This window comes from Altericista sp. CCNU0014 (genome assembly GCF_044923475.1).
Classification (GTDB): Bacteria; Cyanobacteriota; Cyanobacteriia; order Thermosynechococcales; family Thermosynechococcaceae; genus JAAURS01.
Genome location: NZ_CP137338.1, coordinates 1,621,378 through 1,648,079, shown reverse-complemented (window position 1 = coordinate 1,648,079; position 26,702 = coordinate 1,621,378). Strand labels below are relative to the sequence as shown.

Below are 26,702 nucleotides of genomic sequence, written 5' to 3'. Positions count from 1 at the left end.
CATAATGGCCGAGACTCGACGCATATCGATGATGCCATTAAGCACTAAGGATTCGCTTCCATCCAGTCAATGCATTGCTCGAGAGCCTGATGCATCGCTGGAGCTGGAGCGTAATGCCGTCTGCCATGACCGGGCAAAACCCACTCAAAAGAATAGTCCAGCAATGTTTTCATAGACTGCCGCAATATCGGCCACGAGTACCAGCAAGCGCGACGAAAGGCAATGAGCTGCTGGAGTTCGTCATCCCAAGCCAAATGATCTCCCGCAAACAAAACGCGATCGCCGTAAAGCAAAACGGTATGGCCTTTGGTGTGACCGGGGACGGGAACGATCGTCAAATCTGGGGCCAACGCAATCGGATCGGCACCAGAGAGCGGCATTTCGATGGAGCGCGTGCCTTGGGTAATGTCGTCCTCGTGGAGAAGGCGATCGCAACCAAAATGGTCGTGAAATTTTTGGTGATCCGCTACATCGTCGCGATGGGTCAGGTAAAGATAGCGCACTCCGCCCATTTCCTCCAACCGCTTTACGAGCGGCGGTGCAAACCGAGGGGAATCGACCAACACATTCCCATCTGGACGAACGATCAGATAGCTCGCTGCACCGTAGGAGTTCTCAGCATGATAGCCGCAGTGATAGACGTTCTCCGTCACGGGAATGGGGAAGCTTTGCTGGACTGCTTTGATATCCTTAGGCGTCTCGACCGTACCGATCGACGCTGTGGGACAAGCCAGTAATGCCTGCAACGCCCGCAACCGTTCTTGCGGGTCGGCAGGTTGGTGGAAGACTGCCGACTGGCTGCGATCGCGACGAAACACATCTGGAGCCATCCAGCGGCAGGTATCGCAGTCGATACAGGTGCTATCTACATACAAATCGCCCGGTACGTTTTCGATTCGCCGTTGGGTGAGATGAGCCATGTCGTTTTTAGGAGGTCCGCGATCGATTGGCGCTAGTTTTATTCTAGTGCAGACCGCTGGAACCCTGAGATTGGGGGCATGGCAGCACTTCCGTAAGGGTGCGAGGCTTTGCGCCCTTACGGAAGCCAATCTGTAAGGCTAGTTAGCTCGAAACCCCGGCACAAATCACCTGTCGCATTTGTCGCATGTTGCCCGGCAGATCGTGGCGCATGGCCTGTTCGATCAACAGGCTGGGAACCGGAATCAGCGGCGTTGCTTCGACCGAGTAAGTCAAAATTGTGCCGTCACCGCAATCATCTAAAGTGAGTTCCGCAGAGAAGTCATCAAAGCTGCCGCGCTCCATCCGAAACCGGATCTGGCGCTGCAGGTTTTCAAAGACCCGCAGGTGAATTTCGACCTGAGCGGTGAATACTAAAAAGTTTTTGCGAGCCGCTTGATAGAGACGGTGCCCTCGGTGGGGGCGCAGCGGATTGCTCTCCAGAATCTCGCTCCGGACGATATCGGGAAAAAACTGAACCCAACGGGTGTAGTCGGTAATCTGCTGCCATACCAGCGATCGCGCGATGGGTAGATACATCTGGGCGGTGATGGCTCCGCCTAGAGCATTGTAGGCGCGGGGCTTTAGTACCACTTCACCCTGTAAAAGTTTGAAGAACGCGGAGTCCTCCGGGGCAAAGGCTCTCGATAATTCTGATAAAGAGATGTTATCGGCTGCGACCATAATTAATTAATTTAAGATTAAGCCAGCTCGTATTGGCTGGTATTGGCTGATATCGTATTGCACTTCTTCGACTTTTGCCTATAGGTGCATTACATTTTCCCTAGGATTCCCATCTAGCCTGACGCCTATGCAAGAGTGAGCCATAATAACAGTTAACTTCTTAAAGCATCGATGTCTCGATGTAAGACTTGGGGTCAATCCGTAAGTGTCTCGATCGAATGGCGCGTCGGGCCGATCGAATCGAGCGCTCTACTTGTTTAAGACATTGCGGGCTATCTATCGTGGAACAGCAACTAGAAATTTTGTGGGAATGCGAGGGAGCGCTGACAGAATCGGCGGTGCAATCCTCCCACCAGCCCCTGCCCCTTGACTCAGCCGATCGTGATGACCGCGAGGAGAGCGTGATGGTAGAAAATTTCCAGGACAACCCGCCTGAGCCGTCTCCCGAGCTGGGGATGTCGATGCCTTTGGTCTCTGAGTTGTTGAGCGAGGTCGCTCAGTCGATTCAGCTTTCTGCGTCTGGGGAACCGCCTTCTGAGGAGCAGCGGATCTGCCAACTAGAGCAGGCTTTATATCAATGTCAGCTCTACATCGACGAGCTCAAGCAAAAGCTGATCGACCAAGAATTTTTAGAAGGTCAGCTTGCAACGACGGAAGCGTTCTCTCACATTCAAAAACAGGCGATCGAAACGCTCAAGCTTCAAGTGGCCGACCAGCAAACGCTTTATACGGAATTAGAGGCGGCACAGCAGCAGATTCAGTCCATGCAAACTGAATTGGCGGAAGCAAACGCTTTGGTCCGCCAAAAGGAGGCTAATTTCTCAGCGCTACAACTTCAGGTCTGGCAGGACGGGGCTGAGATAGATCGCCTGAAGGACAAAAAAGCGCAAGTTGTTGCCCAGCTCGACGCGCTGCAAGGTTCGATGGTGCAAGAAACGCAGCAGAGAATCATCGCTCAAAAGACCGCCGACCGCCTGCGAACGGAACTTCGGAATCGCGACTTAGCCGCGCGATCGCTGGAGACAAAGCTGCAGCAGGCGGAGGAGATGCTAGCCCAACGGGAAGATATGATTGCAGCCCTCAAGGATCGCAATCGTCCCGACTCTCAAAAAGATCAATTCATTCAGGGGATTAGCTCCACTCTGCTCAAAGCACAGCGCCAGATTACGGAGTTGCAAAACGAGCTGTCCAATCAATCCATTCTCCAGGCTCAGCTTCAGCATACGGCTCACGAACTGGAGCAGGATGGGAAAGTCGCCCAAACTCGCTCGGAACAGCTAGAGCAGCAGGTCAACGATCTCCAGGAGCAGGTCCTGCGTCAGGCGCAACAGGCCAGCGAATACGAAACGGCCATCCAACATTGGAAAACCCGCAGCACTGAGGCAGAAGAATGGACCGCACAGGTGGCTCAACTGTGGGAAACGCACAAGGTCGAGTCGCCTGCGGGCGCGATCTCCCCAGATTTAACGCAGACGCTAACGGGTCTCTCTAGCTGGTTTCAAGGGGTTAAAGGCAATGCAACCTCCCTCGACGCCCAGGTCTCTCCAAAGGAATTTTTAGGACGGCGATCGCGCTGGTAAGGCAGCTAGCTCTCGACATCCCAAACCCGAACTTGGAGATAGACGAAGATGAGGGCGACGCCCAGCAGGATAGTAGCGGCGGCGGCGGCATAGCCAAAATCGAACTGGCTGAAGGCTTGTTCGTAGATGTAGTAGACCAGAATATTGGTGGAATTGAGGGGACCGCCTCCCGTCACGACGTAGACGGTTTCGAAGCTGCGGAGGGTGAAGATCGCCGTGGTGACCATTGCAAACAAAAAGGTAGGTCGCAAGCCCGGCAGGGTAATGTGCCAGAACATTTGCCAGCGATTTGCGCCGTCTAGCTCGGCGGCTTCGTAGCGGGAGGCTGGAATGGTCTGGAGACCTGCTAAAAACACGATGAGGTTAAAGCCGAGCTGTTTCCAGACGCTCAGCAAAATCAGCACGGGCATGGCCCAAGTCGTATTTCCCAGCCAGGGAATGGGTTCTAGGCCCAAGGGGGAAAGCAAGCCGTTGATGGGGCCGTCGGTTTGAAATAACCAGCGAAAACCCAATCCTGCGGCTACGAGCGAAATAAAAGAGGGTAGGACAAAGGCAGTACGCCATAGGTCTCGCAATGCCAGTTTGCGATCGAGCAGGACGGCTAGTCCCAAGGGAATAACGAGGCTGGGAATGACGGTGGCGACGCTAAAGACGGCAGTATTTTGCAGCACCTGCCAAAAATCTGGCACGGACAGCAACCGAATGTAGTTTGCCAATCCCGTCCAGCGTAAACCCGAGCGTGTAAAACTTCCGCTGGTAAAGCTCAGATACAATAGGTAGGCCATCGGCCACAGCACGAAGATTCCCAACAGCACGATTGCAGGACTTAAAAATAACCAAGCTGCAAGCGCGTCTGAACGGGATGAAGAGATTGCTGGTTTCATGACCCTTCGGGGGACTGTAGGCTTTGGTTAGTGTATCGCTATTATCCTGTGATGACGCGTGTATGACGAGTTCAACTCCGCCCGATCTTGCTTTGCAAAGTCTCTGTTCGCCCCTTACACCCCACCGTGCGACAGAGTTTGAGACGCCCGTCAAACTGGGCGTGCTGGCCTCGGGGTCGGGCAGCAATTTTGAGGCGATCGCCCAGGCCATTGCCCAGCAGCATCTCTCGGCTCGGGTTGAGGTATTGATCTACAACAACCCTCAGGCTAAGGTTGCCGTACGATCGCAGCAGTACGATATCCCCGCGAAGCTCCTGAATCACCGCGACTATGCCTCTCGCGAAGGGTTGGATCGAGCCATCGTAGACGTACTGCGAAGTTACAATGTAGAGCTGGTGGTGATGGCGGGCTGGATGCGAGTGGTGACGCCCGTGTTGCTGGACGCATTCCCGAATCGCGTGTTGAATATTCACCCCAGTTTGCTGCCCAGCTTCAAGGGGATTCGAGCGGTGGAACAGGCGATCGCCGCTGGGGTCAAAATTACGGGTTGTACGGCCCACTGGGTGGTGCCGGAGGTGGACAGCGGCGAGATTCTAGTGCAGGCTGCGGTGCCCGTGCTGGCCGACGATACGCCGGATTCGCTTCACGCTCGGATTCAAGTACAGGAACATCGGGCGATCGTAACGGCGATCGCCCTGGCAACTGCTCAAATTCGCGGAGTTTGGACGCCATCCTAAAAACCTGTTCTAATGACGGAAGTGACCTATGGGTAGCCTGCAATGGTCAAAAATGCGTCTGCGCTTCAATCTCCAGAAGAAAACGACTTTAATTATTTCTACGATGCTCCTGGAGCCGTCCCCGGCACTCTCAAAATCGACCCCAATGCCCACCCGCCTGAAATAGTCTTAATTGACTACAACCCAGAGGGAGCCTGTCGCGTGCATCTCAAACAGCCGGAAGATGTTACGGCATACATGGTGTCGGCTTCCGTCTCGTGGGTGGATGTGCGGGGCTTCGGAGATGAGGATATTCTGAATCGATTGGGGCAGACCTTTAAGCTGCATCCCTTAGTGCTTGAGGATGTCGTCAACGTCCCCCAGCGCCCTAAGGTGGAAGATTACGACGACCAGCTCGTGATTATTGCCCAGATGGTGGTTCCCAAACCCAACGGCGTGGGCTTTTGGCGAGAGCAGGTGAGCCTCATTTTGGGCAAAACTTACCTGCTGACGGTGCAGGAAGAACCAGAACACGACTGCTTTGACCCCGTGCGCGAGCGCATCCGGTTTAGCAAAGGTACGATTCGCGAGCGCGGTGCCGATTATTTGGCCTATACCTTGCTCGATTCTATTATTGATGGATTTTTCCCTGTCTTAGAAGATTACGGCGAGCGCATTGAAGACTTAGAAAATGAGGTGGTTTCGCGCCCTACGCCCAAAACCCTCGACAAAATCCATCAGATCCGCCGCGATTTGCTGCTGTTGCGCCGCGCCATCTGGCCTCAGCGAGAAGCGATTAATGCGCTGATCAGAGATGCGAGTCCCCTGATTAGTAGAGACGTGCAAATCTATCTGCGCGACTGCTACGATCACGCCATACAGGTTTTGGATATGGTCGAAACCTATCGAGAACTGGCTTCCAGTCTGATGGACGTCTATCTTTCTTCTGTCAGCAACCGGATGAATGAAATCATGAAGGTCTTGACTGTCATTTCGACGCTCTTCATCCCCATTACGTTTATCGTAGGGCTGTACGGCATGAATTTTAAGTACATGCCCGAGCTGGAATGGCGTTGGGGTTACCCATTGGTTTGGTCGATCATGCTTTCGATTGAGGCGGGCTTGGTCTACTTTTTCTGGAAGCGGGGCTGGTTTCGCCCCAGTGCTTGACGCGCAAAAACTTAAGACTTCTATGCTAGCTAAGATTTTGTACCTGTCGCACCAACCACTGAATCGGGAAGGGAACGAATGCAGAGGCGTGGCTACAAAGTATCAAGTTAAAACTCATCCCAAAGTCCTTATCGAAGACATTCCAATCTTTCTGAAGCTCAAAAGGTGAACCGAAATGGTCAACACTTTACCTACTCAGCAAAAATTGCTCACCGATACCTGGATACCTACAACCTGGGAAGAATTCCTTGGGATTTCAGAATGTTCCGAACGAGAACAAACAAGATGCTATTACGATACCAACTGGATGAGGATTGAGACCATGCCCATTGGGTTTGCGCACGGGCGCGACAATTCATTGTTGGCATCGGTCGTGACTTTATATGGAACCTTAAAAAATCTGCCGTTTTTATCCATCACGAATGGCAGTTTCCGTAAAGCGGGCGAACGAGAATGTCAGCCCGATCTTGCGTTCTACATCGGGGCAGAACTGCCTAATATCCCTCGGAGTAATAGTCCTGTTGATGTGGATCTATACAACCCTCCCACCTTAGCAATTGAAGTGGCTTCCACAACCTTGAGCGATGATTTAGGCCAAAAGCGGCTGCTGTACGAACGTCTGGGAGTCCAGGAATATTGGGTTGTGAATGTTGAAGCCGCCACTGTGATTGCCTTTGCGATCGCAGGGGGTGGCAGTCGGCAGATTCAGGTGTCGGCAGTTCTACCTGGTTTGTCTCTATCGCTTATTGAGAAAGCGCTGCAACGCAGTCAAACCGAGAATGATGGAGCTGTGAATCGTTGGCTTTTAGAACAATTTAGCTAGAGACCAAACGCTTTATCTTTGTAAATTGAGAAAATGATACTTCTCATGGGCTGAGTCACTGGCTGGGCGATCGCATTTTCCAGCGCTGCGGAAGATAACGTGCCTTTGGAGCAGTGTGGCTGGAATTAAGGTGTTGGTTGGAGTGGCGATCGCACTCAGACAAAATTTTTCTGTACATCCAGTTGGTCGGACGGGACGAACGGTCGTGCGTTGCTCAGGTGGATGTGAATCGCTCAACATTATGTTGTTAGGGCGTTTCATTCTTAGAGGCTTTCGTAGTCTGTTTTCATGGCGCATAATGTAGGCAGGAGGCAATACACATGGCCAACAAAATCAAGCAGAAGAAAGATGCTCTTAACCCAGTCCAGAATGGAACGGGTGAAATAGAGGATGTCAATATCTCTGTCAGCCCGGATTCTGCTGAAGGCAAAGCATTGCAACGAGTTAGCGCGATGGAAATGGGCGAAACGGTTGATTGGATTTTGATTGAACCTGATGAGTCGGTTGATATCGAGAGGGTGAGGGAACGGATGCACAAGCGTGGCTACAAAGTATCAAGTTAAAATTCATCCCAAAGTGCTTGCAGACGATATTCCCAGTCTTACTGAAGACTTACAAGTCGATTTTAACGAGATTTTTATACCTATTTTGCAGTTTGACCCGCACAAATGTGATGGTCTGCCTTGTCATGCACTGACAGGAAAGCTCAAGAACTGGCAGGCACTTGAGGTTGAGTGGGAAGGCGATCCTAATGCTTATCGACTGGTCTATCGAATTTTTGAGAAGCCAGCACCAAAGTATGTTGAGATTATTAGTTTTGCTCTGCACGATCGTGCTTACGACAATGCGAAAGTTAGGCTGGGCAAGAAATAGGCTTCAGAGTGTTGGGTGGGGTGGCGATCGCATTTCAACCGCACGATCTCCATCCAGTTGGTGGTGCCGGACAAAATCTAGGGCTGGGGGATTAATTGGCCCATAGCACTTTCCAAAGCTGTTGAGCATCTATTCTGAGATTTCAATCCACAGATTGAGATCGTCACCTGCGTATGCCAAAGTTGTACAATTTGCGATCCGGGTTTAGTTGAGAAAATGCATATGAACGGTATAGTTGCAGCAGTCAGCCGTAGTACCCAGCACACCTTCAGTAAAGCGAATCAGGAGAAAATTTTCCTCCAGGCTGGGTTGGGCGTTGAAGGCGATGCTCATCTTGGAAAAACCGTCAAACATCGATCGCGGGTTGCCGCCGATCCGAGCCAGCCTAATTTACGCCAAGTTCACTTGATTCATGCCGAGCTGCATGATGAGTTACAGGCTGCTGGCTTTGCTGTATCAGCCGGACAAATGGGAGAGAATGTCACAACGCGGGGTATCGATCTGCTCAGTTTACCAACAGGCACACAGCTATATCTGGGTGATGTAGCAGTCGTTGAGATCACAGGTCTGCGAAATCCCTGTACTCAGTTGGATCGATTTCAGCCCGGTTTAATGGCAGCCGTGCTAGGAAGAGATGCAGACGGCAAAATAATTCGCAAAGCAGGAGTGATGGGAATCGTTGTAGAAAGTGGCGAGATCCGCCCTGGTGACTTAATCCGCATCGAACTACCGCCAGAACCCCATCAACCCCTCGATCGCGTTTGACCTCAATTACAAACAAGCCCTCATGGATGCTGCCAAATCCCTCATTCCCAGCGAACTCATCGACTTCCTCCTCAATATTGCCCCCATTCGCCCCGTCTTTATCTGGGGGCCACCAGGCATCGGCAAATCCTCCCTCGTAGAAGCCTTCGCTGATTCTGTCGGCTTGCCCTGCGTCTCCTTACTGGGTTCTCAACTGGCTCCCGAAGACCTGATCGGAGTTCCGCAGATCATTGACGGCAAATCGCGCTTCTGCCCACCTACCCTGATTGCACGGGACGAGCCTTTTTGTCTCTTTCTGGATGAGCTGAATGCTTGTTCTCAGGAAGTACAAAAAGCCTTTTACTCCTTGATCCACGATCGCCGGATTGGCGAATATTATCTCCCCGAAGGTACCGTCATCATTGGGGCCGGGAATCGGGCGGAAGATGCTGCGATTGTGAAACCGATGTCCTCCGCCCTGATCAACCGACTGGTGCATGTGCAATTGCGTGCGAACGCTAGCAACTGGCTGACTTGGGCAGGCAACGCCGGAATTCACGCTTTAGTGTATGACTACATTGGCCTCAGAAGCGATCAGCTCTGGTCAAAACCGCCCAAACACGAAGAGCCTTTCTCCACCCCGCGAAGCTGGCATATGCTCTCCGATGGTCTACAGGCTTACGGCGACAACCTCACTGAAAAATCAGTAGAAATGCTAGCAGCGGGATTGCTCACCCCTGCTCATGCCAAACAATTCACCGCATTTTTCCGGCAGCAACAGCGAGCTTTTGATTTGTCCGCTATTCTGAAGGAAGAAGCCAAATGGCCCGAAAAACCGGAGGAGCGCGATATTCTTTATTTTCTCTCCCAATCGCTGCGCGCTCGGTTAATCAAAGAGCTACCACCCGAAGAAAAACAGCTCGGACGCGAAGCAAAAGAGTTATCGCTACGGGCAAAAGATTTGGTGGTGCAACTCTCGCGAATTTCCATGGAAATGGCGCAGCTTGTGGTTGCGGAAGATGAAAGCGGCACAGCACTACCGGATTGGTTCATGCTGCAATTGGTTCGCGATTTACCACGTCTGGTTGCCAAGAGAGAAGGAAGTTCCCGTGGGCAAAAATAAAACACCCCCCAAGGAAAATCTGGCCCAATTTATGGCGGGACAGGCGTTGTTGCGGCAATTTGAACTGTTCAAAAACTTAGGTCCAACAACCTCCATAATCACTAACGGACAACACCCGTTACCCAAAGACGCATGGCTCCAAATTGAGCGCGATAGTATGCGCTATCATGCACAACCCACACCCAAATTCACCATCTACATCAACATCTGGCGACGGGCAACCCCGCCGGAATGGGCCAACGTACTCGCGCAAGCAGAACTTCACTTGGTCATGGATCACGTCGATCCAGAACAATCCGATCCCTCGTGGCGGATGGCCTGCGAAGCGAAAGCCGTAGATTTCTTGCGCCACTTGAGCATTGGTACTCGCCCCCAATCCCTAGCAGACATTGAAGCCACCCCACCAGGACGCGATGTCCACGAACTCGCGCGGTATCTACAGGAAAACCCCCAGGACGATCGCTATTTCAACCTGGGATTGGCTGGCAAAGGTCAGCCGACCTGGATCTGTACCCCTACTGCTCCCAAAATTAGCGATGATGAACGGAAAAACAATGCAACTTCTCTTGCCAACGGGATTCGACGGGCATTAGAAAGTGCGATCGCATCCACGGATTTACGCGCTAAAACCAGCGATCGCAAGGGCTATAAGCCCAACAGTATGGCTCAATTAGCCCGGTCTTGGTTTGTTGCAGAGTTTCCCTTACTTGCAGCCTTAGCCGCCTCCTTCGAGATTATTGAAGACGATGAGATTTGCGACAACCTGAACATTGCGATCGCCGCCATTCACTCGGAACTGCGGGAAATTTACATTCGTCCGCGCTATCCCATGACCGCCGAGCAAATGAAATTTGTGATGGCTCATGAGCTAATGCATGTGGGCTTACGTCACGATGAGCGGCAACAGGGACGCGATCCATTTTTGTGGAATGTCGCGTGCGATTATGCGATCAATGATTGGCTAGTAGAAGCAGGTATCGGCATATTACCCAGCGACGGTGCCCTGTTCGATATTGAACTGCGGGGCTACTCCGCCGAAGAAATCTACGATCGCCTGACAACCGACTTGCGCCTAATGCGGAAACTCCAGAAACTCAAAACCTTTCGAGGCTTTGGCGAGACGGATGTATTGGCCGAGCGATCGCCTGTGTGGTGGCGAGCGGGGCCAGGGTGCGATCTGGATGCGTTCCATCGCCGCGCCCTCGCTGAAGGATTGGAGCTACACCTGAGCAGTGGCAAGCGAGGGTATTTACCCGGCGGACTGGTAGAAGAAATTCGTGCCCTTCAACAACCGCCCATCCCTTGGGATGTGAAATTAGCCCAATGGCTAGATGGATTTTTTCAGCCCATCGAACGTCGCCGCACCTTCGCCCGTGCCAGTCGCCGCCAAGCCTCCACCCCTGATATTGCGCGTCCAGCTTGGGTTCGTCCCGAGGAGTTAGCCCTTAACCGAACCTTTGCAGTCGTCCTGGATAGTTCGGGTTCGATGGATCGCTTACTGTTGGGCAAAGCTGTAGGGGCGATCGCCAGCTATGCCATGAGCCGAGACGTCACAGCCGTGCGACTGGTCTTGTGCGATGCCAGCCCTCACGATCGCGGATTCATCAATCCTGAGGAATTATTGGTCAGAGTCGAAATCACAGGGCGTGGCGGTACGATTTTGCAACCCGGCATTCAATGCATTCTGGAATCAACGGATTTTCCGAAAGATGGCCCACTACTGGTGATTACGGATGGAGCCTGCGACTCATTGCACATCCCGCGCGAACATGCTTTTCTCTTGCCGGAAGGTGCATGGCTGCCGTTTCAGACGCGTTCTCCAATCTTTAGGTTCGATTAGCGCAATATCCTTACGCCAAACGCGATCGCACAAAGTCATCCAGGCGCTCCATGCCCTTGCGAATCGTGTCCATATCCGTCGCGTAGGAAATCCGAATGGCATCATCCGCGCCAAACGCGATCCCTGGAACCGCTGCCACCTGATGGGAGGCCAATAGCGCATCGCAAAATTCCATCGAACGCATCCCCGTCTTGCGAATGCTAGGAAACATATAAAACGCGCCGTCGGGTTGAGGGCATTCTAAGCCGGGAATGGCGTTGAGGTAATCCAACATCACCTTCCGCCGCGCTGCAAAAGCACTCAGCATTTCTGTAACACAATCTTGCGAGCCTTCTAGCGCGGCGATCGCCCCATATTGCGCAAAAGTACAGACATTAGACGTGCTGTGGCTTTGCAGCCGCGTCATAGCCTTGATTTCCTCTACAGGCCCAGCGACGTAACCCACTCGCCATCCGGTCATGGAATAGGTTTTCGCAAACCCATTGCTTACGAAAGTCCGCTCGAACAATTCTCGTCCCAAAGATGCAATGCTGAGGTGCTCCGCATCGTCGTAGAGTGTCTTTTCGTAAATTTCATCGGAAATCACCCAAACCTGACTGTCTAAAATGACGTTTGCCAGCGCCCGAATCTCTGCAGGCGTGTAAACAATTCCCGTCGGATTAGACGGAGAATTGAGGACAAAGAACTTCGTGCGGGGCGTAATGGCTTGCTTGAGTTGGCTGGGCGTAATCTTAAAGTTTTCGCTGAGGTCAGTTTGGACGATAACGGGCACCCCGGACGCCAACTTCACCATCTCGGGATAGCTCAGCCAATAGGGAGCCGGAATAATGACCTCATCGCCAGGGTCCAGAAAGGTTTGAAAGATATTGTATAAAGAGTGTTTGCCGCCATTGCAGACCAGCACGTTCTCGGCATTGTAGGCGAGCTGGTTATCGCGGTAGAGTTTGCGAGCGATCGCCTCCCTTAAGAGCGCTTCACCTGCCGCTGCGCCGTACTTTGTTTTGCCCTCATCCAAAGCCTTTTTGGCGGCTGCTTTAATGTGCTCTGGCGTATCGAAATCCGGTTCCCCCGCGCCAAACCCCAACACATCAATACCATCCGCCTTCATTGCCTTCGCCTTTGCGGCGATCGCCAACGTCATCGAAGCCGGAACCTGAGCGATCCGTGCGGCCAGTTTCATTCGTTCACCCGTAATGCTGTAAACCAAAACCCTTCCCTCAACTTATGCTGTTGGGATCCTTCCAGTATTCCCAGCTTTCCAGCAGGAACCCAAAACATCAGAGCGATCGATATCTGCCAACCCTGACAAACGATTCCCAGCGCTTATTCAGCCGCAACGGACACTTTAAAAACCCTTTACTCGCATCCTACACCCCAAGGGCATGGTCTGGGCACCGTTCTTTATAGAGATGCACAATTTTGTCTGTCACCTCCGCTACAGACAATCCATCGGTCAAAATTTCGACAGCATCGCTCGCTTTGCGCAGGGGCGCGGTTTTGCGCTGGCTGTCTTTGCGATCGCGTTCGGCAATGTCTCGAACGAGTTGCTCGTAGGTGATGTCTGTGTTTCCATTGGCCTGAAGCTCTTCGTGACGGCGACGGGCGCGTTCTTCTACAGAGGCGGTGAGAAAAATTTTGAGTCCTGCTTCTGGAAAAATATGCGTGCCCATATCTCGCCCTTCGGCAGCCACACCGCCCACTTTGGCATAGGATTGTTGCTGCTGCCGCAAAATATCTCGCACGGATGGCTGCGCCGCGATGGTAGAAACGTGTGCGGTCACTTCAAGGGAGCGGATGGACTGGGTCACATCCTGTCCGTTTACCCGCACTTCTAAGGAATCGTTCAGCTTGAGTTCCAGTTCGGCTTGGCTGACGAGGTCGGCGATCGCCACTTCATCCTCTAGCGGCACCCCCGATTGAAGGGCCAGCCAGGTCATGGCCCGATACATCGCCCCCGTATCGAGATGGATGAGTCCGAGCTGCTGAGCGCACAGGCGCGTCACCGTAGATTTCCCAGCGCCCGCCGGCCCATCGATCGCCAGGATGGGTTTGCGTCCGTCCAGTACGATATTGTCGATGAGACGGGTGTTGCCGACGCGAGCGGCGATCGCCACCATCCCCACGGGATCGACTCGTTCTAAAGGCTCTAACGTCTGCGGATCGACCAGCTCGACATATTCCATCTCGATCCCCGATTTTTGTCCCACTGTAGTTTGAATCATGTTCAAGATTGAGTTACGGTCAGTTACGCCTGTTTTGAACAGGGCTTCGGCTTGCCTTAGGCTTTGAGAAAGCACCAGAGCTTGTTGCGTTTGTTCCGCGCTGAGGTACTGGTTGCGAGAACTGTAGGCGAGACCGCTGGGTTCTCGCACGATGGGGCAGGGCACGATGGCGGTCGCGACGTTCAGGTCGCTCGCAAGTCGTTGAATGATGGCCAGCTGCTGAGCATCCTTGCGCCCAAAGTAAGCGCGATCAGGCTGTACTAAGTTAAGCAGTTTGAGCACGATAGTGGCAACGCCTTGGAAATGACCGGGACGCGATCGCCCGCACAGTCCTTGGGTGAGGGCAATGGGTGGGACCACTTGGGTCATGGGACTGCTGGGGACTAAGTCGGCTGCGTTTGGAACGAAGACTGCATCTACCCCGCAGTCCTGGCAGAACGCTAAGTCGCGTTCGATCGGCCTGGGATATTGGGTAAAGTCTTCGGTTGGCCCAAACTGAAGGGGATTGACAAAGATGCTGACGATGACGACGGCATTTTCTTGTCTCGCGCGCTGCATGAGGCTCAAGTGTCCCTGATGGAGCGCGCCCATGGTGGGGACGAGGCCCAGGTGCCCTAGCAAGCCTTCGGTGGGGCTGCTGCGCGGCTGCATTTGCAAAAAGCGACGAAGCCCCGCCACTGATTTCAGGACAGGGATGGGGGCTTTCATTGCGATACCTCAATTTCTCAATCTCTATAATACGCTCGTTTCTAGTCTAGGCAAGCTGAGCTGAGATGCTGGCTCAGGGCAGCGCGCTCAACCAGCTAGAGATTGTATTCTGAGGGAAGTCGAAAAGGATGATTTTTGGCAAGTAACGATGTCTACAACTTTAACGATTTCTGGGAAAGTCATGGGGAAAACCCGACCCACCTTTACGGATTGGGAATTGACGTTACCCGAAGCCCTTGAAACGACAAACCTATCCCTGCGATCGCTCCTCACTCATATTGTCCGTGCCGAAGTCAGCGCCTTTAAAACGCGGCAGAGTCAGCGTCGGCTATTGCGGGTTTTGAGTCCAGAACAAATTCAGCTTGGGGTGGAGCAGGGAAAAATCGAGTCTGGTGGCAGTGAATTAGACCAGAAAGTTGAGGCGGATGCTGCTGTTGAGGCGGCGCTGCAAGCCTTTGAGGATGGACTTTATTTTGTGTTTATAGACGACGAGCAGATTGAAACATTGGATGCGATCGCCCCTCTCACCTCCAATTCTCAACTGCTGTTTCTGCGATTGGTTCCGTTGGTGGGTGGGTAATCTATTAAGATCGAGTTAGCAAAAGCGATGTTTTTTCATGCTTTAATCGCAGGATAAACGCCATGATTGTTTCTAGCGTTAGCCAAAACATGGGTAAAGTAACCACAACCCTTACGGTTGCCAATTGGGTTGACGAGATTTTAGCAGAAAGAGGCTTTATCCAAAAAAACGAGATCCGTTCCCTAACGCTGGAAAACGTTCTGGTCGATACAGGTGCCAGTCGTCTTTGTCTGCCCAAGGAGATGATTCAGGCTCTCGGACTCAAATATGTGGGTGAAAACGATGTCAAAACGGCTCTTGGCCCTACAAAGTTTCGGGTTTTTGCAGGGGTGAGACTTGAGGTTGCGGGACGAGAAGGACGATATGACTGCGTTGAACTGCCTGAAGGATCCGATCCGCTTCTAGGGCTGATTCCTTTAGAAGATCTTGGTTTAGAGCCAGATTTACAAAATCAGGCGTTGAGAGTCTTACCCATTGAGGGTAAAAACACTTATCTCATGGTTTACTAGCCGATCTAGTGTAGAAAACAAGCTAAGGTTGACAGAGAAATCGCCAGAAGACAGCTGAGGAGATTTTAATGCAGACTGCACAGAACCATCACGCAACACAGGTTTATCCGAGCGATCGCGGACTACATTTAGAGTTTGAGACACGCGAACAGGCTCTTGCCTTTTACCAAGATGGTTCTAGTCGAGGACTTTCCTACGATATTGAAGGCGTAACGATCATTAAGCCCTTTAAAGCCCAATAAAAACCCGCTCTTGTTTTTGCGCTTGGTTCCGTTGGCAGGATGGGTAATCTATACAGAGAGCCGTCCAACCCTTTCTAAGATGCTGAATCCTGAAGCTGCCCAAGCCCAACTTAAGCTAATCGTTAGCAAAGACTGGCGATCGCAGCGTCTCCAGCAGTTTGCAGCACTCCCTGAAGCGATGGCTGTTGTTGGCTATGGTTTATTCGGGCTGAACGATCGCGGTAAACCTGGCGATTATTGGCAATCCAGTCAGTTTCAAGAGAAGGCCCTAACACGTTTGGAGAGATTGTCTGAGGGCGATCGCATCCAAGTCTTCAGCATTCTGTTCCCCCAAATTAGCGCTACTGTTGAGTTGGCATGGCAGTTCCACCATCAATTGCCTTACCCGATCGGATATAGTCGGCGATCTTTTCGGACACCCCACCATCCAGAATTTACGCAGGCAAAACGCAGCCAGTGGCTGATTCAGCTCATCAGCACAATAGAGGGCTACGATCGAGATTTAGAATGGTTTGCCGCTTGGGTGCCCTATCTTGGCTATGGTGCACCAGACGTATTCGGTATTTTGTTTGCTGCTGTCATAAACCGGGGCGATGAGCTAGGGCAAAGCATTTCGCAAATTTTGCTGGATTCTGCGCGGGGCGACCATGAAATTGGCGCAATGGGACGGCATGTCACCCGCGCTTTACTGGCAGCCAACGACCCGGAGGGATGGGACTTTATCGAACGGTTGCTCCTCGCCGCCCAGCGCCAAGAAGGGTTGCGGCAAACCATTTTAGAAACCATCGATGAAGCTCATCCCGTCGCCTTTGGGCGCATGGTGCGGCTGATTGTGGCGGAGAATTTGACGCGCTTTAGCGCTGTGATTCGGGCGATCGATGTGTGGTTTGGGTTCGGACTGGAATCTCTGAACGAGAAACAAGCAAAGCAAATTCTGACCCAAGTGAGCCAGTATTTAGAAGATGAAACGGCACGACAGGCTGCGCTCTCTAGCGAAGATCCGCAGACAGTATATCTGGGGCTTTGGAGTGTGGGGTTTATGGATGCGATCGCCGCTATCCCCCTCGCAACCGACCTACTTAACCATCCCGAGGCAACCCATCGCTTTGTTGCGGTTCATTTTTTGATCCAGTTAGAGATCGATCCGGCGCGGTTGGCATTGCTGCCTGCTGTAGGCGATCGCGATTTAGCCGTAGCAGCTCATGCCGTGCAGTCGCTCCGATATGCTGCCCTTGAAAATTCCGATGCATTTGAGCGTTTGGAGCAAAATCTAGGACGGTTTCCAGAAAAGCCCAAGACGCTTCCTCCGATGGTGTGGGAGTGGATGCAGATTGAAGCCAGTCAGGCACTCGTTGCTTCCGCCATGATCTTTCAACAGGGAGCGCGGACTCTGGGTGCAAAGCTATCGCCCAAACGGCTCATTCCCCTATTGTCGATTGTGGATGGCTACGAACGCAGAACCATCGCCCAGCGACTAGCCGAGGTGAAACCTTGGGATGCAGAAATTCGGGAAGTATTGCTGGGGTCAGTGGGGGATGCCAGCCAGTGGGTGCGGGAGGAGGTCTTGCAACTTCTACGTCAATGCAAAATTACAGCCGAAGAAAGTATCCCCCTAGAGCAGCTTTTGACCCGTAAGGCGAGCGATTTGCGGCGCGGGATTTTGGGCTTATTGCTCAATCAAGGGGATGAAATGGCGATCGCCTCTGGACAACGCCTTCTGCAAGCGAAACAGACTCTGCAACGACAGGCAGGGCTGGAGTTATTACGGGAACTTGTCTTGGGCGATCGTTTGGTTGAATCCTGTCGATCATTGGCAGTGGAATATCAAACCAATCATGCAAAGCTAACCACGACAGAAACCCAACTTTTAAGCAGCATTCTTGAACCAAAAACCGAAGAACCCACCCTCACCAATGCTCTGGGCTTGATTGAGCTAACTGAACTTACCCCATTGGTTGCGCCTCAACCTTCAGCCTCAATCGAGTTCCAGACCGAAGCGTCTCAGGCTTGCTTATTAGCTTTAGATGAGTTGGTTCACGAGCATCGACAAACGCCCATCACAATTAAAAATTGGCAAGGGGAGCAAGAAGAACTTCTGGGTAATGTAGAATGGAATTTTCCGCGTATTGACCCTAGATTATCCCGTGAAGAAAATTTGGCACTACTGCCGTTGGCTGACGTTTGGGAGAACTGGTGGCAGAATCGTGCGAATCAACTTCACGATGGAGATGAGTTAGAACTCCTCCGAGCGATCGGCCCCAGTTTTGAGCGATTCAGTTATGGCTCCAATGGAGAAGGAGTCGAAGAAGCGCAACAACAAAATCCATTGCAATGCTTAATATCTTCTTTTCGATCTCTTAAAGGTAAGTCCCTAACGCTCCGCTATCCGCATATCGTGCAGGCCGTAGTTGACTGGTTGTTGTACCAGCATCCTTCCGCACAGATTATAGGTTTTGTATTGGATGCGATCGCCACGCTTCTCCAAGCTATTCCAGCAAAGGACTCACAAGAGGATCTTGAACGTTTAAAGCGAATCCATGAAGGAAGGCGTTATGACGTTGCAAATTTTTTTGGAGAGTGGATAAAACTTGCTCGACGCTTCCAATCTCTTTTTGCTACGGAATGGCGAAGCCATCAATATCAATGGTGGCAATCGCTCAAGTGGATCGATGCCTGGATTACTATGCATCAACCCGTGACCTTGCTTTGGGATGTCTATAATGTCTACCAAGCTGGAGATGCAACTGAGGCTGATTTGATATTTCATCTGATAGGTGTGCAAGAACGAGACTTAGCTCTCTATCTCGAACAGAATTCCGGCTCACTCGCAGAATTGAAGGCAAATCTGAGAACAAACTTTCGAGATTTATCAGATTTAACCCGTCGTAAACTTCAGCCAGAATACGCTCAGCACCTTACGTTAGTCGCTTTAGCCGATCGCTGTCGGCAGCGCATCTTAGCCGTAGAACTTCAACGCGGCGACTTCCCCACCGCAGTCTCCCACGCAGCCCTTGCCCTGCGCTCCATTTCTGGTATTCCCATCGTGCTCCAGCTCATCCAAGCCTTGGGGCAAGAGAAATTAGCACGGGGTTATAACTACGGCAGTATCAGCAAAGCGGCAGTGTTTAGCCACCTGATGCGCGTCAGCTTCCCTGCCCCAGAAGATACCCCCGCAGAATTTAGCCAGCGGGTTGCCTCCGCCCAAATCCCCACGGAAAAACTGATTCAATTTGCCTTTTATGCGCCCCAATGGGTCAACTACGTCGAACACGCCCTCGGCTGGACTGGCTTTGCCGATGCCGTCTGGTGGATCCATGCCCACACCAAAGACACCAGTTGGTCGGTAGACCAAGACGTGCGCGAAACCTGGGAAGCCCAAATTAGCGAACGCACCCCCCTTTCGACCCAAAGCTTGATGGACGGAGCCGTAGACGTAGAGTGGTTTTTACGAGTCTACAAGCGCCTCAAGCAAGAACGATGGCTCCAACTCTACGAAACCGCTCAATACGCCTCCAGCGGCATCGGGCATCAACGGGCCAAACTGTTTGCCGATGCCATGTTGGGCAGAAGCGACGGGAAAGTCCTGCGCGATCGCATCACCCAAAAACGCCATCAAGATTCAGTGCGTGCTTTAGGATTACTGCCCCTCCCCAAAGGCAAGAAACGCGAACCCGAAATCTTGAGTCGCTATCAATTTCTTCAGGAATTTTTGCGCGCGAGTAAGAAATTTGGTTCCCAACGTCAAGCCAGTGAAAAGCTGTGCGTCGAAATTGGCCTAGAAAACCTCGCCAGAACAGCGGGATTCGTTGACCCCCAACGGTTGCAATGGGCCATGGAAGCAGCGGCGATCGCCGATCTATCTAGCAAGGCCCAAGTCGTCGCCGTGGATGAAGTCAGCGTAAGCCTTTCCATCAATGCCTTAGGCGAACCCGAAATCGCCATTACCAAGCAAGGCAAACCCTTAAAAGCCGTCCCCGCCAAGCTCAAGAAAAACCCTGAAATTCAAGCCATTACAGCCCGCAAACAAGACATTACCCGCCAAGCGTCGCGGATGCGGATTTCCCTAGAACAAGCCATGTGCCGAGGCGATCGCTTTACGGCGGCAGAACTGCTTCAGTTGACAACGCATCCCGTATTGGCTCCCATGCTGACCCAATTGGTTCTCCTGGGCGAGCGGGAAATGGGCTATTTAGTCGAACAGGGCACGGCGCTTCAGCAGCACGATGGTAGCCTTCAACCCATTCGGTCTGCGGAACTGCGGATTGCCCATCCCTCTGATTTGCTGGCGACCAACGCATGGCATCTGTGGCAGCAGGATTGTTTCGCGCAGTCTCGCACGCAGCCCTTCAAGCAGATTTTTCGGGAGCTGTACGTCCTCACCGCCGCAGAACGAGGCGAAAAGATATCTCGGCGTTACGAAGGGCATCAGGTCAATCCGCGTCAGGCCCTAGCCCTCTTCGGCCAGCGGGGGTGGATTGCAGCCCCCGACGAGGGGGTACGCCGTACGTTTCACCAGGAAGGATTGATTGCCGAGGTCGAGTTTCTAAACGGATTTTATACCCCATTGGAAGTGGAAGGGTTAACAATTTCCGGGGTTCGGTTTTACCGACGCGATGAGTGGGAACCGCTGCCCCTGACTGAAATTCCGCCAGCGCTGTTTAGCGAGACGATGCGCGACCTGGATTTGGTAGCAAGCGTGGCGCACCAAGGGGGCGTGGATCCTGAAGCGACCGCTTCAACCGTGGAAATGCGGGCGAGCTTGGTGCGTGAAACCTGTCGGCTCTTGAAGTTAATCAACGTCCAGATTCAAGGCTCCCATGCGTTGATTGAAGGGCACTTGGGCAGCTACTCCATTCATCTCGGCAGCGCGATGGTGCATCGTCAGCCGGGCGGGGCACTTTGCATTATTCCGGTGCCTTCCCAGCATCGGGGCAGGATTTTTCTGCCTTTTGTCGATAACGATCCTAAAACAGCAGAAGTGGTGTCTAAGGTATTGTTACTTTCCAAAGACAAGGAAATCCAAGATCCGACGATTCTGGAACAGATTTTGCGGTGAAGATGGTAATGGACTGGTTGACTGACAGAACTAATCCCCCTCATCCCCTAGCCCCTTCTCCCACAAGGGGAGAAGGGGAACAAGAACGTTTCCAACTCTAGCTCCCCTCTCCCGCTCTGGGAGAGGGGTTGGGGGTGAGGGTCTTAAACATTTGTCAGTCAATCAGGGTAATGGAACAAGTGCATCCAGAGGTTTTCATCCTGCAACTTAAGTTCGACCTGTTATAGAATGCAGTCCCTTCAGATTTTGAATTAAAGTAGAGGGAACCATTTTGGTTGCATTATGGAAGCCAATGGAGCAAAGCTATGACAAATCTGACGATAAAAAACATGCCCGAAGGCTTATACCAAACTTTAAAGCAGAGAGCTCTCAATAATCGTCGCAGTCTTAACAGCGAAGTTTTAGTTTGTCTAGAACAAGTGTTACAAGATCGGCATCCCGATACTCAAGTGGCTCTCACTCGGATTCGAGAACTACGTCAAAAAACAGTATCTCATCCCCTAACGGATGAGATACTGCAACAGGCCAAGCTAGACGGACGGCGATGATTGCAGTTGATACCAATGTCATTGCCTACCTTCTCATTCAAGGCGAGCATACGGCTCAAGCAGAACTTGTTTGGATCCAAGACTCGGAGTGGGCGGCTCCAAAGCTATGGCGTTCGGAGTTTCGGAGTATTATTGCTCTTTACTTGCGGCAGGCGTATATATCCCTTGAAGATGCTCGGCAATTGATGGGCGAAGCTGAAGCTTTAATGCAAGGGAAAGAATATGAAGTTGCTTCAGACCAGGTGTTGAATTTAGTCAATTCATCCCGCTGCTCTGCTTATGATTGCGAGTTTGTGGCGATCGCTCTAGATCTGGAGGTTCGACTTGTCACATCCGATCGCAAAATATTGACAGAATTTCCTAATGTGGCCATTAGAATGCAGGATTTCACCCTTCAGAGCTGACGCCTCTTCATATTGCCATCTCTCTGTCTCCTTGAGCCATCGATCCTACGCTGCGGAGTTGGCGGTTGCGAGAACCTGCTCCGCAATTTTGTCTGGTACTTCTTCCAGATGATCGTCTTCCCAGCGGAAGAAGCCCACGCCTTGAGTGAGCGATCGCAATTCTGTAATCAGATCCCGCATTTCTGCCATGGGCAAGTAGGCGGTCACTTCATCCCACCCAGTCCAGTTCGGCTTGGCATCGTACCCCAATACCTGGCCGCGACGGTTGCGGACCAGCCGCAAAATATTAGCGGTAAATTCTGTCGGCGTTGCCAAGGTAATCCGCTCGATGGGTTCTAGCAAAACCGGTTCGCAATTGGGCAGTCCCGACTGCATCGCCAACCGAGCTGCTTGCTTGAAGGCCTGCTCCGAACTATCCACCGAGTGGTAGGACCCGTTCGTCAGCGTGACCGATAAATCCACGACGGGGAAGCCATACATGCCCTGGGCCAAAAATTCTCGCACTCCCATTTCCACGCCAGGAATGTACTGCTTGGGCACCACACCGCCCACAATGGTTTCCCTAAACTGAAAGCCTTCGCCGCGAGGCTGCGGTTGAATGTCTAGATAAACATCGCCAAATTGTCCGTGCCCGCCCGTTTGGTGTTTGTAGCGACCGTGGCTGCTAGCGGTCTTGCGAATCGTTTCGCGGTAGGGAATGTGGGGCGTTTTGAGGTCGATGGGTAGGTTGTACTTGCGCTCTAGGCGCTCTTTGGCGATCGCCAAATGAATCTCGCCTTGCCCCCACAGCACGATCTCGCGGGTATCTTCCTGGTGTTTCCAGATTAAGGACGGATCTTCTTCATTGAGTTTATTGAGGGCTGCGGTCAGCTTCACTTCATCCTTGCGGTTTTGAGTTCGGACCGCTTGCGCGAAGACAGGCTCTAAACTCGTCGCGCGCCGCAGTTCCGGGGTGGATTCAGCCAAGCCATTACCGGATAGCGTATCCCCCGTTTGAATGCCTTCCATGCGCCCTAGGGCCACAATTTCCCCAGCACTCGCTTGAGCGATACTCGTCTGCTGTTGCCCCACGAGGCGATAGATGCCGCTCACCCGAACTTTGTTGAGAGACATCCCATCCGACAGCGTTCCCTGCCACACGCGCACCAGAGACAGCTTTCCCCCTTGCGCCGACATATACGTTTTGAGCACTTGGGCGATGGGGGCATCGCCTTCCGTCCCGAAACCGCGCAGCTTAGCTGTTTCGTGGGCTTCAGGTACTTCTTTGGTCAGGATTTCCAGCAGCGGACGAATCCCAAACCCCCGATCGGCAACCCCAAACAAGACAGGAACGATCAGGTCAGCGCTCAAGTCATCTTTTAAGTCTTGGAGTACTTCTGTTTGGGGAGGTTCTACCTCTTCAATTAATTCTTCTAAAAGATGGTCGTCAAACTCTGCTAGGGTTTCCAGCATTTCTGTTCTGGTTGCTTGTTCTTGCTCTTTCAGCGCTTCCGGGAGTGGAATCGGATCGGCGGGGGCGTCGGGGTGGTACTGAAAGGCTTGTTCTGTCACTAAATCGATAAACCCTTGCAGCGTTTCGTTTTGGCCGATGGGATATTGCTGCGGCACTACAGGGCGGCTAGACACCTGCTTTAGCGCCGACAGCACCTCTGAAAAAGGAGCAATGGCGCGATCCATTTTATTGAGAAACACGAGATGTGGAATTTGCCAATCGTCCAAGACTTGAAAGAGGAGCGAAAGGCCCAACACTTTTTGCGGATCCGGTTCGCACACCACTACTGCTGCATCAACGCCAATCAGGGCATTAAATGCTTCCTGGGCGAGTTCGATCGAACCCGGACAATCTAGGAACATAAAATTAAGGCTGCCGTGGGTTAGACTGGCAGCCGTGACTTCTGTACTCATTTGGCGGGCGCGGGCTTCTGCGGAGGCATCGCCCACGGTATTTCCAGCACGAACGGAACCTCTGCGGGAAAGACTTCCCGTAACGTAGAGCAAATTTTCTAAAACCGTGGTTTTACCGCTAGAGTAGGGGCCGACAATCGCAATATTGCGGGTGCTGTTCATGCTTACCTCTTCTGATACGAATGGGGGGAATCGTTCTTTTTAGACAAAAATCGTTGAGGGTTGGGGGCGATCGCGCTCGATCCAACCGCGATCGCGGTGGATTGCGATCCAGGCAATGCGACGATCGGATCGGTCATCCTGTTCTTGATGTAGCGCAGTTCGTACCCTTCTGGCATCAACTTGCGACGACTCTTAACGCAGAGGTAACCTTACGTTAAGGAACTCTAAATTTTGTAAATGAGGGGAGATTTGGCAGGTCTGTCCAGCGCGGTCTCGATCTGGATGAGTCATTGGAATAGTTCGGTCGAGAAATCAGGGTAGACCCCGAAAAGTTAGCGATTTCATTTACGCTGTTAACAGCGCTGTCTGTTTATCCCATCTCAATCTATCCACGCCATGAAGATCCAGCGATTGAAGGAACTCAAGCAAAGAATGCTCAGGGAAAAAGACCTTTCCAAAATCTGGCTATTCTATATGGACCACTTTGCAGACCATGCAGAATTTACGGAACTGGGCGAACCGATCCAAAATGAATACCTAGATGCGATTCTTCCTCAAATTTGCAAGCAGATGTTTGGCAGAACCGTAAAAATTAGCGATTTTTTGGCGATCTATCTTGCAGAATACCAGTTCTGTCACGGACCGTTCCAAGTCGACGGACGGATTGGCGGCGTCATTTACTTTGAAGAGATTAAAACTGGTTTACTTGCGGTATCTGAAAACCCTGTTCTCTCCAATTCCAATGAGGTGAAGTATTCAAGGTTTTCAATCGCGATTCAGTTATCGCCCCCTAGCGGTCCCGAACTCAATTAAGCGAGGAAAAACCGATTGGCAATTATCCTAATGCATCAAGACGATCGCATTAGAGTCGAGCTGAGGGACGATCGCGCAGTGGATGAGTGGAGAAAGGCGATCGCGGCTGGGCCAGTTTGGGAAACTTTGTCGAATTCCCCTGTGAGGGCCACGGCTAGTTCGGTTAGCAGACGTTTGCCAGTCGCATTTCCTCATGCGTTTGCAGGGGGAAGCATCTCCGATGCCAAGTAGGTTTTGGCAAGCTGTCGTTTGCATAACTGTCCTAAAATCTGCATGGCTTGCTCGATTCTAGGCGACCAGGGGAAACCGCAATTGAGCCGCAGGCAGTTGCGGTAATGTCCAGAAGAAGAAAAAATAATGCCTGGAGCAATATTAATATTATGGGCTAAGGCTTCTTCGTACAGTACCAGCGCATCAAACGCTTCGGGAAATTGCAGCCACAGAATAAAACCGCCCCTGGGTCGCGTAACCTTTGTTTCTGCGGGAAAATAGGTGCAAATCGCCTGGGTCATCTGAGCAATTTGAAGCTGAAACGCCCGTCGCAACTGCCGCAAATGTCGGTCGTAGCCTCCATTGGCCAGAAAGGCGGCTACCGTGAGCTGCGGAATTGGCGCTGTACTCAAATTCACGGACATCTTTAAAGACTCTACCTTTGCCTGATAGCGACCGGGGACGCACCATCCCATCCGCAAGCCTGGGGAAAGGGTTTTACTGACAGAGGCACAGTACAGCACTAAGCCGCGAGTATCAAATGCTTTAATGGCCTTGGGACGAGTCCCTTCAAAATTGAGATCGCCGTATATATCGTCTTCAATTAAGGGAACGTCATAGGTATTAAAAAGTTCTACAATCTGACGTTTCCTTTCCGAACTCATGCAGCTCCCCAGCGGATTGTTAAAGTTGGCAACCAACGCGCAGGCTGAAATTTGGCGCTGTTGCAAAGCAGATTCTAACGCTGCCAAGGATATGCCCTCTTGAGGGTGGGTCGGCAGTTCTAAGACTCGCAAATGCAGGGCATTGAGAACTTCAAGGAGGTTGTAATAGGTCGGAGACTCGATCGCCACGGTATCGCCCGGCTGAGTCACCGCTTGCAAAGACAAAGACAGCGCTTCGGTGGTGCCGTTGGTAATGACAATCTCATTGGGACTCAGCGAACATCCCGCTTCCATGAGCCGTCGCGCCACTTCATGGCGCAACGCTTCGCAGCCAGCAGGGACTTCATAGCTGTGAACGAGCTGCGGTTGGGCGCGGATGACCTGCCCCATCAATCGATTTAGGGCAGCAAGGGGAAATAGATCGGAACTGGGGACTGCTGCGCCCAACTGGATCGTGTTAGGGTCGCGCTTGCTAGCATACATGCGATAGGCCAGGGAAATTTCTACAGGCCGCTCTGGATGGAGGGCATGGGAGTGCAGGGGTTCTTCCGGGGCTTTCAACAGCATTTGCTTGACGTAGTAGCCCGACTGAGGGCGAGCGCTAATCCAGCCCCGGTCTTCGAGGAGGCGATAGGCTTCCAAAATGGTGGACACGCTCACTGAGAGCTGCTGGTGCAGTTTGCGGACGGATGGGAGGCGATCGCCCACTTGCAAGGTTCCTTCTGCAATCAAGCCCTGCACGCGGTCTGCAACCTGCTCGTAGAGCGGGATGTCTCGCAATTTATCCGGTAGTTCGGCTTTCATGGCAACCTCTGTTTGCTGCGGCAAATCTGCGTCCAATACAGTCAGGCAAAATTGCAACCATAACAGTTGCATAAAATCTCACTGTAACCATAACAATTTAAGCGAACTGTCTCTGGTTGGCAACGTAAAAGTTGACGAAGATAGAAAGAGTTAAGGAACGCAATCCAAATCGCTCGGACGTAGGAACCATGAAATGCGAAAGTGTCTCGCCTTTATTTACGCCACAAACTAAGCTACAAACTAAAGCAGAAATATCCCAAACAATTCCACTCGGACGAAGGTTGAAGGGAGCGGTAGGAAGAACTAAAGCGGCAATTGCCAATTGGATCGTCCAAACATCTGAGCCAAAGGTTTCCCATAAACGCGATCGTCAGGGGCATTTGTATTATCAAGTTTACGATCCGCTGAGCGGAGTATCTGCCAGCTTTGGGTCTGAAGCTGAGATTCGAGCTTGGTTAGAACAGCGGTACTATCGCTAGT

Annotated in this window: 27 protein-coding genes; 18 read left to right on the top strand and 9 right to left on the bottom strand. The window is 52.0% G+C overall.

Annotated features, from left to right (window positions below; translation table 11 throughout):
* Positions 1 to 44: 44 nt before the first annotated feature.
* A complete protein-coding gene (locus R6H26_RS08270; protein WP_404789906.1) occupies positions 45 to 920 on the bottom strand; it encodes an MBL fold metallo-hydrolase in 876 nt (291 codons plus the stop codon).
* Here R6H26_RS08270 and R6H26_RS08265 point away from each other — a divergent pair.
* Complete coding sequence (locus R6H26_RS08265; protein WP_404789904.1) at positions 919 to 1,056, top strand: hypothetical protein; 138 nt, start codon at positions 919 to 921, stop codon at positions 1,054 to 1,056. The two genes, R6H26_RS08270 and R6H26_RS08265, sit on opposite strands and share 2 nt — an antisense overlap.
* A 6-nt stretch (positions 1,057 to 1,062) precedes the next feature.
* On the opposite strand, the gene R6H26_RS08260 is transcribed toward R6H26_RS08265, so the two are convergent.
* Positions 1,063 to 1,641 carry an SRPBCC family protein gene (locus R6H26_RS08260; RefSeq protein WP_404789903.1) on the bottom strand — a complete coding sequence of 193 codons (579 nt, stop codon included), beginning with the start codon at positions 1,639 to 1,641 and terminating at the stop codon, positions 1,063 to 1,065.
* A gap of 281 nt (positions 1,642 to 1,922) precedes the next feature.
* Between R6H26_RS08260 and R6H26_RS08255 the strand changes: the two genes are divergently transcribed.
* Positions 1,923 to 3,221, top strand: coding sequence for a hypothetical protein (locus tag R6H26_RS08255; protein WP_404789901.1), 1,299 nt, complete (start codon positions 1,923 to 1,925; stop codon positions 3,219 to 3,221).
* Positions 3,222 to 3,226: 5 nt separating this feature from the next.
* On the opposite strand, the gene R6H26_RS08250 is transcribed toward R6H26_RS08255, so the two are convergent.
* Positions 3,227 to 4,105, bottom strand: coding sequence for a carbohydrate ABC transporter permease (locus R6H26_RS08250; protein ID WP_404789900.1), 879 nt, complete (start codon positions 4,103 to 4,105; stop codon positions 3,227 to 3,229).
* Positions 4,106 to 4,167: 62 nt separating this feature from the next.
* On the opposite strand from R6H26_RS08250, the gene purN reads away from it, so the two are divergent.
* The 3 genes from purN (at position 4,168) to R6H26_RS08235 (ending at position 6,814) form a co-directional block, all read left to right on the top strand.
* Entirely contained in the window at positions 4,168 to 4,842 is a 675-nt protein-coding gene (purN, locus tag R6H26_RS08245; protein WP_404789898.1) for a phosphoribosylglycinamide formyltransferase, read from the top strand.
* Positions 4,843 to 4,884: 42 nt separating this feature from the next.
* Positions 4,885 to 5,991, top strand: a complete 1,107-nt coding sequence (corA, locus tag R6H26_RS08240) for a magnesium/cobalt transporter CorA (RefSeq protein ID WP_404789896.1) — start codon at positions 4,885 to 4,887, stop codon at positions 5,989 to 5,991.
* A 175-nt stretch (positions 5,992 to 6,166) separates the two neighbouring features.
* Positions 6,167 to 6,814: a Uma2 family endonuclease gene (locus R6H26_RS08235; protein ID WP_404789894.1), complete on the top strand. Its 648-nt coding sequence runs from the start codon at positions 6,167 to 6,169 to the stop codon at positions 6,812 to 6,814.
* Positions 6,815 to 6,826: 12 nt separating this feature from the next.
* On the opposite strand, the gene R6H26_RS08230 is transcribed toward R6H26_RS08235, so the two are convergent.
* Entirely contained in the window at positions 6,827 to 7,054 is a 228-nt protein-coding gene (locus R6H26_RS08230) for a hypothetical protein (RefSeq protein ID WP_404789893.1), read from the bottom strand.
* 80 nt (positions 7,055 to 7,134) lie between these two features.
* Here R6H26_RS08230 and R6H26_RS08225 point away from each other — a divergent pair, with 80 nt between their 5' ends.
* The 5 genes from R6H26_RS08225 (at position 7,135) to R6H26_RS08205 (ending at position 11,394) form a co-directional block, all read left to right on the top strand.
* Complete coding sequence (locus R6H26_RS08225) at positions 7,135 to 7,377, top strand: hypothetical protein (RefSeq protein ID WP_404789891.1); 243 nt, start codon at positions 7,135 to 7,137, stop codon at positions 7,375 to 7,377.
* Complete coding sequence (locus R6H26_RS08220) at positions 7,355 to 7,687, top strand: hypothetical protein (protein ID WP_404789889.1); 333 nt, start codon at positions 7,355 to 7,357, stop codon at positions 7,685 to 7,687. Before R6H26_RS08225 ends, R6H26_RS08220 begins: the two co-directional genes overlap by 23 nt.
* Positions 7,688 to 7,909: 222 nt before the next feature.
* Positions 7,910 to 8,452 (top strand): MOSC domain-containing protein, encoded by a 543-nt coding sequence (locus R6H26_RS08215; protein ID WP_404789888.1) that lies wholly within the window; start codon positions 7,910 to 7,912, stop codon positions 8,450 to 8,452.
* A 22-nt stretch (positions 8,453 to 8,474) separates the two neighbouring features.
* Positions 8,475 to 9,554 (top strand): AAA family ATPase, encoded by a 1,080-nt coding sequence (locus R6H26_RS08210; RefSeq protein WP_404789886.1) that lies wholly within the window; start codon positions 8,475 to 8,477, stop codon positions 9,552 to 9,554.
* Entirely contained in the window at positions 9,541 to 11,394 is a 1,854-nt protein-coding gene (locus R6H26_RS08205) for a hypothetical protein (protein WP_404789884.1), read from the top strand. Before R6H26_RS08210 ends, R6H26_RS08205 begins: the two co-directional genes overlap by 14 nt.
* Before the next feature lie 10 nt (positions 11,395 to 11,404).
* Here the strand turns inward: R6H26_RS08205 and R6H26_RS08200 are convergent, their stop codons facing one another.
* Both R6H26_RS08200 and R6H26_RS08195 read right to left on the bottom strand, forming a co-directional pair.
* On the bottom strand, positions 11,405 to 12,574 hold the full coding sequence (locus R6H26_RS08200) for a pyridoxal phosphate-dependent aminotransferase (protein WP_404791254.1): 1,170 nt from the start codon (positions 12,572 to 12,574) through the stop codon (positions 11,405 to 11,407).
* A 187-nt stretch (positions 12,575 to 12,761) separates the two neighbouring features.
* Positions 12,762 to 14,324: a bifunctional pantoate--beta-alanine ligase/(d)CMP kinase gene (locus R6H26_RS08195; RefSeq protein WP_404789883.1), complete on the bottom strand. Its 1,563-nt coding sequence runs from the start codon at positions 14,322 to 14,324 to the stop codon at positions 12,762 to 12,764.
* Between the two features lie 148 nt (positions 14,325 to 14,472).
* Between R6H26_RS08195 and R6H26_RS08190 the strand changes: the two genes are divergently transcribed.
* From R6H26_RS08190 to R6H26_RS08165, 6 genes are all read left to right on the top strand, one after another.
* Positions 14,473 to 14,904 carry a hypothetical protein gene (locus R6H26_RS08190; protein WP_404789881.1) on the top strand — a complete coding sequence of 144 codons (432 nt, stop codon included), beginning with the start codon at positions 14,473 to 14,475 and terminating at the stop codon, positions 14,902 to 14,904.
* Positions 14,905 to 14,966: 62 nt separating this feature from the next.
* Positions 14,967 to 15,413 (top strand): retroviral-like aspartic protease family protein, encoded by a 447-nt coding sequence (locus R6H26_RS08185; RefSeq protein WP_404789879.1) that lies wholly within the window; start codon positions 14,967 to 14,969, stop codon positions 15,411 to 15,413.
* A gap of 68 nt (positions 15,414 to 15,481) precedes the next feature.
* Entirely contained in the window at positions 15,482 to 15,655 is a 174-nt protein-coding gene (locus R6H26_RS08180; RefSeq protein ID WP_404789877.1) for a hypothetical protein, read from the top strand.
* Positions 15,656 to 15,734: 79 nt separating this feature from the next.
* On the top strand, positions 15,735 to 20,711 hold the full coding sequence (locus tag R6H26_RS08175; RefSeq protein ID WP_404789875.1) for a DUF5724 domain-containing protein: 4,977 nt from the start codon (positions 15,735 to 15,737) through the stop codon (positions 20,709 to 20,711).
* Between the two features lie 305 nt (positions 20,712 to 21,016).
* Entirely contained in the window at positions 21,017 to 21,259 is a 243-nt protein-coding gene (locus R6H26_RS08170; RefSeq protein WP_404789873.1) for a FitA-like ribbon-helix-helix domain-containing protein, read from the top strand.
* Entirely contained in the window at positions 21,256 to 21,663 is a 408-nt protein-coding gene (locus tag R6H26_RS08165; protein WP_404789871.1) for a type II toxin-antitoxin system VapC family toxin, read from the top strand. The genes R6H26_RS08170 and R6H26_RS08165 overlap by 4 nt, the downstream gene beginning before the upstream one ends.
* Before the next feature lie 45 nt (positions 21,664 to 21,708).
* Here the strand turns inward: R6H26_RS08165 and R6H26_RS08160 are convergent, their stop codons facing one another.
* On the bottom strand, positions 21,709 to 23,730 hold the full coding sequence (locus tag R6H26_RS08160; protein WP_404789869.1) for an elongation factor G: 2,022 nt from the start codon (positions 23,728 to 23,730) through the stop codon (positions 21,709 to 21,711).
* 396 nt (positions 23,731 to 24,126) lie between these two features.
* Here R6H26_RS08160 and R6H26_RS08155 point away from each other — a divergent pair, with 396 nt between their 5' ends.
* Complete coding sequence (locus tag R6H26_RS08155) at positions 24,127 to 24,543, top strand: hypothetical protein (protein WP_404789868.1); 417 nt, start codon at positions 24,127 to 24,129, stop codon at positions 24,541 to 24,543.
* Positions 24,544 to 24,570: 27 nt separating this feature from the next.
* Here R6H26_RS08155 and R6H26_RS08150 read toward each other — a convergent pair whose 3' ends face one another.
* Both R6H26_RS08150 and R6H26_RS08145 read right to left on the bottom strand, forming a co-directional pair.
* A complete protein-coding gene (locus R6H26_RS08150; RefSeq protein ID WP_404789866.1) occupies positions 24,571 to 24,738 on the bottom strand; it encodes a hypothetical protein in 168 nt (55 codons plus the stop codon).
* Positions 24,735 to 26,294: a PLP-dependent aminotransferase family protein gene (locus R6H26_RS08145; protein WP_404789865.1), complete on the bottom strand. Its 1,560-nt coding sequence runs from the start codon at positions 26,292 to 26,294 to the stop codon at positions 24,735 to 24,737. Before R6H26_RS08145 ends, R6H26_RS08150 begins: the two co-directional genes overlap by 4 nt.
* 116 nt (positions 26,295 to 26,410) lie before the next feature.
* Here R6H26_RS08145 and R6H26_RS08140 point away from each other — a divergent pair, with 116 nt between their 5' ends.
* Complete coding sequence (locus R6H26_RS08140; RefSeq protein WP_404789863.1) at positions 26,411 to 26,701, top strand: hypothetical protein; 291 nt, start codon at positions 26,411 to 26,413, stop codon at positions 26,699 to 26,701.
* Position 26,702: the final 1 nt, after the last annotated feature.

Bases quoted from the DNA above. Each gene is read 5' to 3' on its own strand.
- R6H26_RS08265 (WP_404789904.1), top strand. From the start codon at position 919: ATGTCGTTTTTAGGAGGTCCGCGATCGATTGGCGCTAGTTTTATTCTA.
- R6H26_RS08270 (WP_404789906.1), bottom strand. From the start codon at position 920: ATGGCTCATCTCACCCAACGGCGAATCGAAAACGTACCGGGCGATTTG.
- R6H26_RS08260 (WP_404789903.1), bottom strand. From the start codon at position 1,641: ATGGTCGCAGCCGATAACATCTCTTTATCAGAATTATCGAGAGCCTTT.
- R6H26_RS08250 (WP_404789900.1), bottom strand. From the start codon at position 4,105: ATGAAACCAGCAATCTCTTCATCCCGTTCAGACGCGCTTGCAGCTTGG.
- purN (WP_404789898.1), top strand. From the start codon at position 4,168: ATGACGAGTTCAACTCCGCCCGATCTTGCTTTGCAAAGTCTCTGTTCG.
- corA (WP_404789896.1), top strand. From the start codon at position 4,885: ATGGTCAAAAATGCGTCTGCGCTTCAATCTCCAGAAGAAAACGACTTT.
- R6H26_RS08235 (WP_404789894.1), top strand. From the start codon at position 6,167: ATGGTCAACACTTTACCTACTCAGCAAAAATTGCTCACCGATACCTGG.
- R6H26_RS08230 (WP_404789893.1), bottom strand. From the start codon at position 7,054: ATGTTGAGCGATTCACATCCACCTGAGCAACGCACGACCGTTCGTCCC.
- R6H26_RS08225 (WP_404789891.1), top strand. From the start codon at position 7,135: ATGGCCAACAAAATCAAGCAGAAGAAAGATGCTCTTAACCCAGTCCAG.
- R6H26_RS08215 (WP_404789888.1), top strand. From the start codon at position 7,910: ATGAACGGTATAGTTGCAGCAGTCAGCCGTAGTACCCAGCACACCTTC.
- R6H26_RS08210 (WP_404789886.1), top strand. From the start codon at position 8,475: ATGGATGCTGCCAAATCCCTCATTCCCAGCGAACTCATCGACTTCCTC.
- R6H26_RS08200 (WP_404791254.1), bottom strand. From the start codon at position 12,574: ATGAAACTGGCCGCACGGATCGCTCAGGTTCCGGCTTCGATGACGTTG.
- R6H26_RS08195 (WP_404789883.1), bottom strand. From the start codon at position 14,324: ATGAAAGCCCCCATCCCTGTCCTGAAATCAGTGGCGGGGCTTCGTCGC.
- R6H26_RS08190 (WP_404789881.1), top strand. From the start codon at position 14,473: ATGTCTACAACTTTAACGATTTCTGGGAAAGTCATGGGGAAAACCCGA.
- R6H26_RS08185 (WP_404789879.1), top strand. From the start codon at position 14,967: ATGATTGTTTCTAGCGTTAGCCAAAACATGGGTAAAGTAACCACAACC.
- R6H26_RS08180 (WP_404789877.1), top strand. From the start codon at position 15,482: ATGCAGACTGCACAGAACCATCACGCAACACAGGTTTATCCGAGCGAT.
- R6H26_RS08175 (WP_404789875.1), top strand. From the start codon at position 15,735: ATGCTGAATCCTGAAGCTGCCCAAGCCCAACTTAAGCTAATCGTTAGC.
- R6H26_RS08170 (WP_404789873.1), top strand. From the start codon at position 21,017: ATGACAAATCTGACGATAAAAAACATGCCCGAAGGCTTATACCAAACT.
- R6H26_RS08165 (WP_404789871.1), top strand. From the start codon at position 21,256: ATGATTGCAGTTGATACCAATGTCATTGCCTACCTTCTCATTCAAGGC.
- R6H26_RS08160 (WP_404789869.1), bottom strand. From the start codon at position 23,730: ATGAACAGCACCCGCAATATTGCGATTGTCGGCCCCTACTCTAGCGGT.
- R6H26_RS08155 (WP_404789868.1), top strand. From the start codon at position 24,127: ATGAAGATCCAGCGATTGAAGGAACTCAAGCAAAGAATGCTCAGGGAA.
- R6H26_RS08150 (WP_404789866.1), bottom strand. From the start codon at position 24,738: ATGAGGAAATGCGACTGGCAAACGTCTGCTAACCGAACTAGCCGTGGC.
- R6H26_RS08145 (WP_404789865.1), bottom strand. From the start codon at position 26,294: ATGCAACTGTTATGGTTGCAATTTTGCCTGACTGTATTGGACGCAGAT.
- R6H26_RS08140 (WP_404789863.1), top strand. From the start codon at position 26,411: ATGAAATGCGAAAGTGTCTCGCCTTTATTTACGCCACAAACTAAGCTA.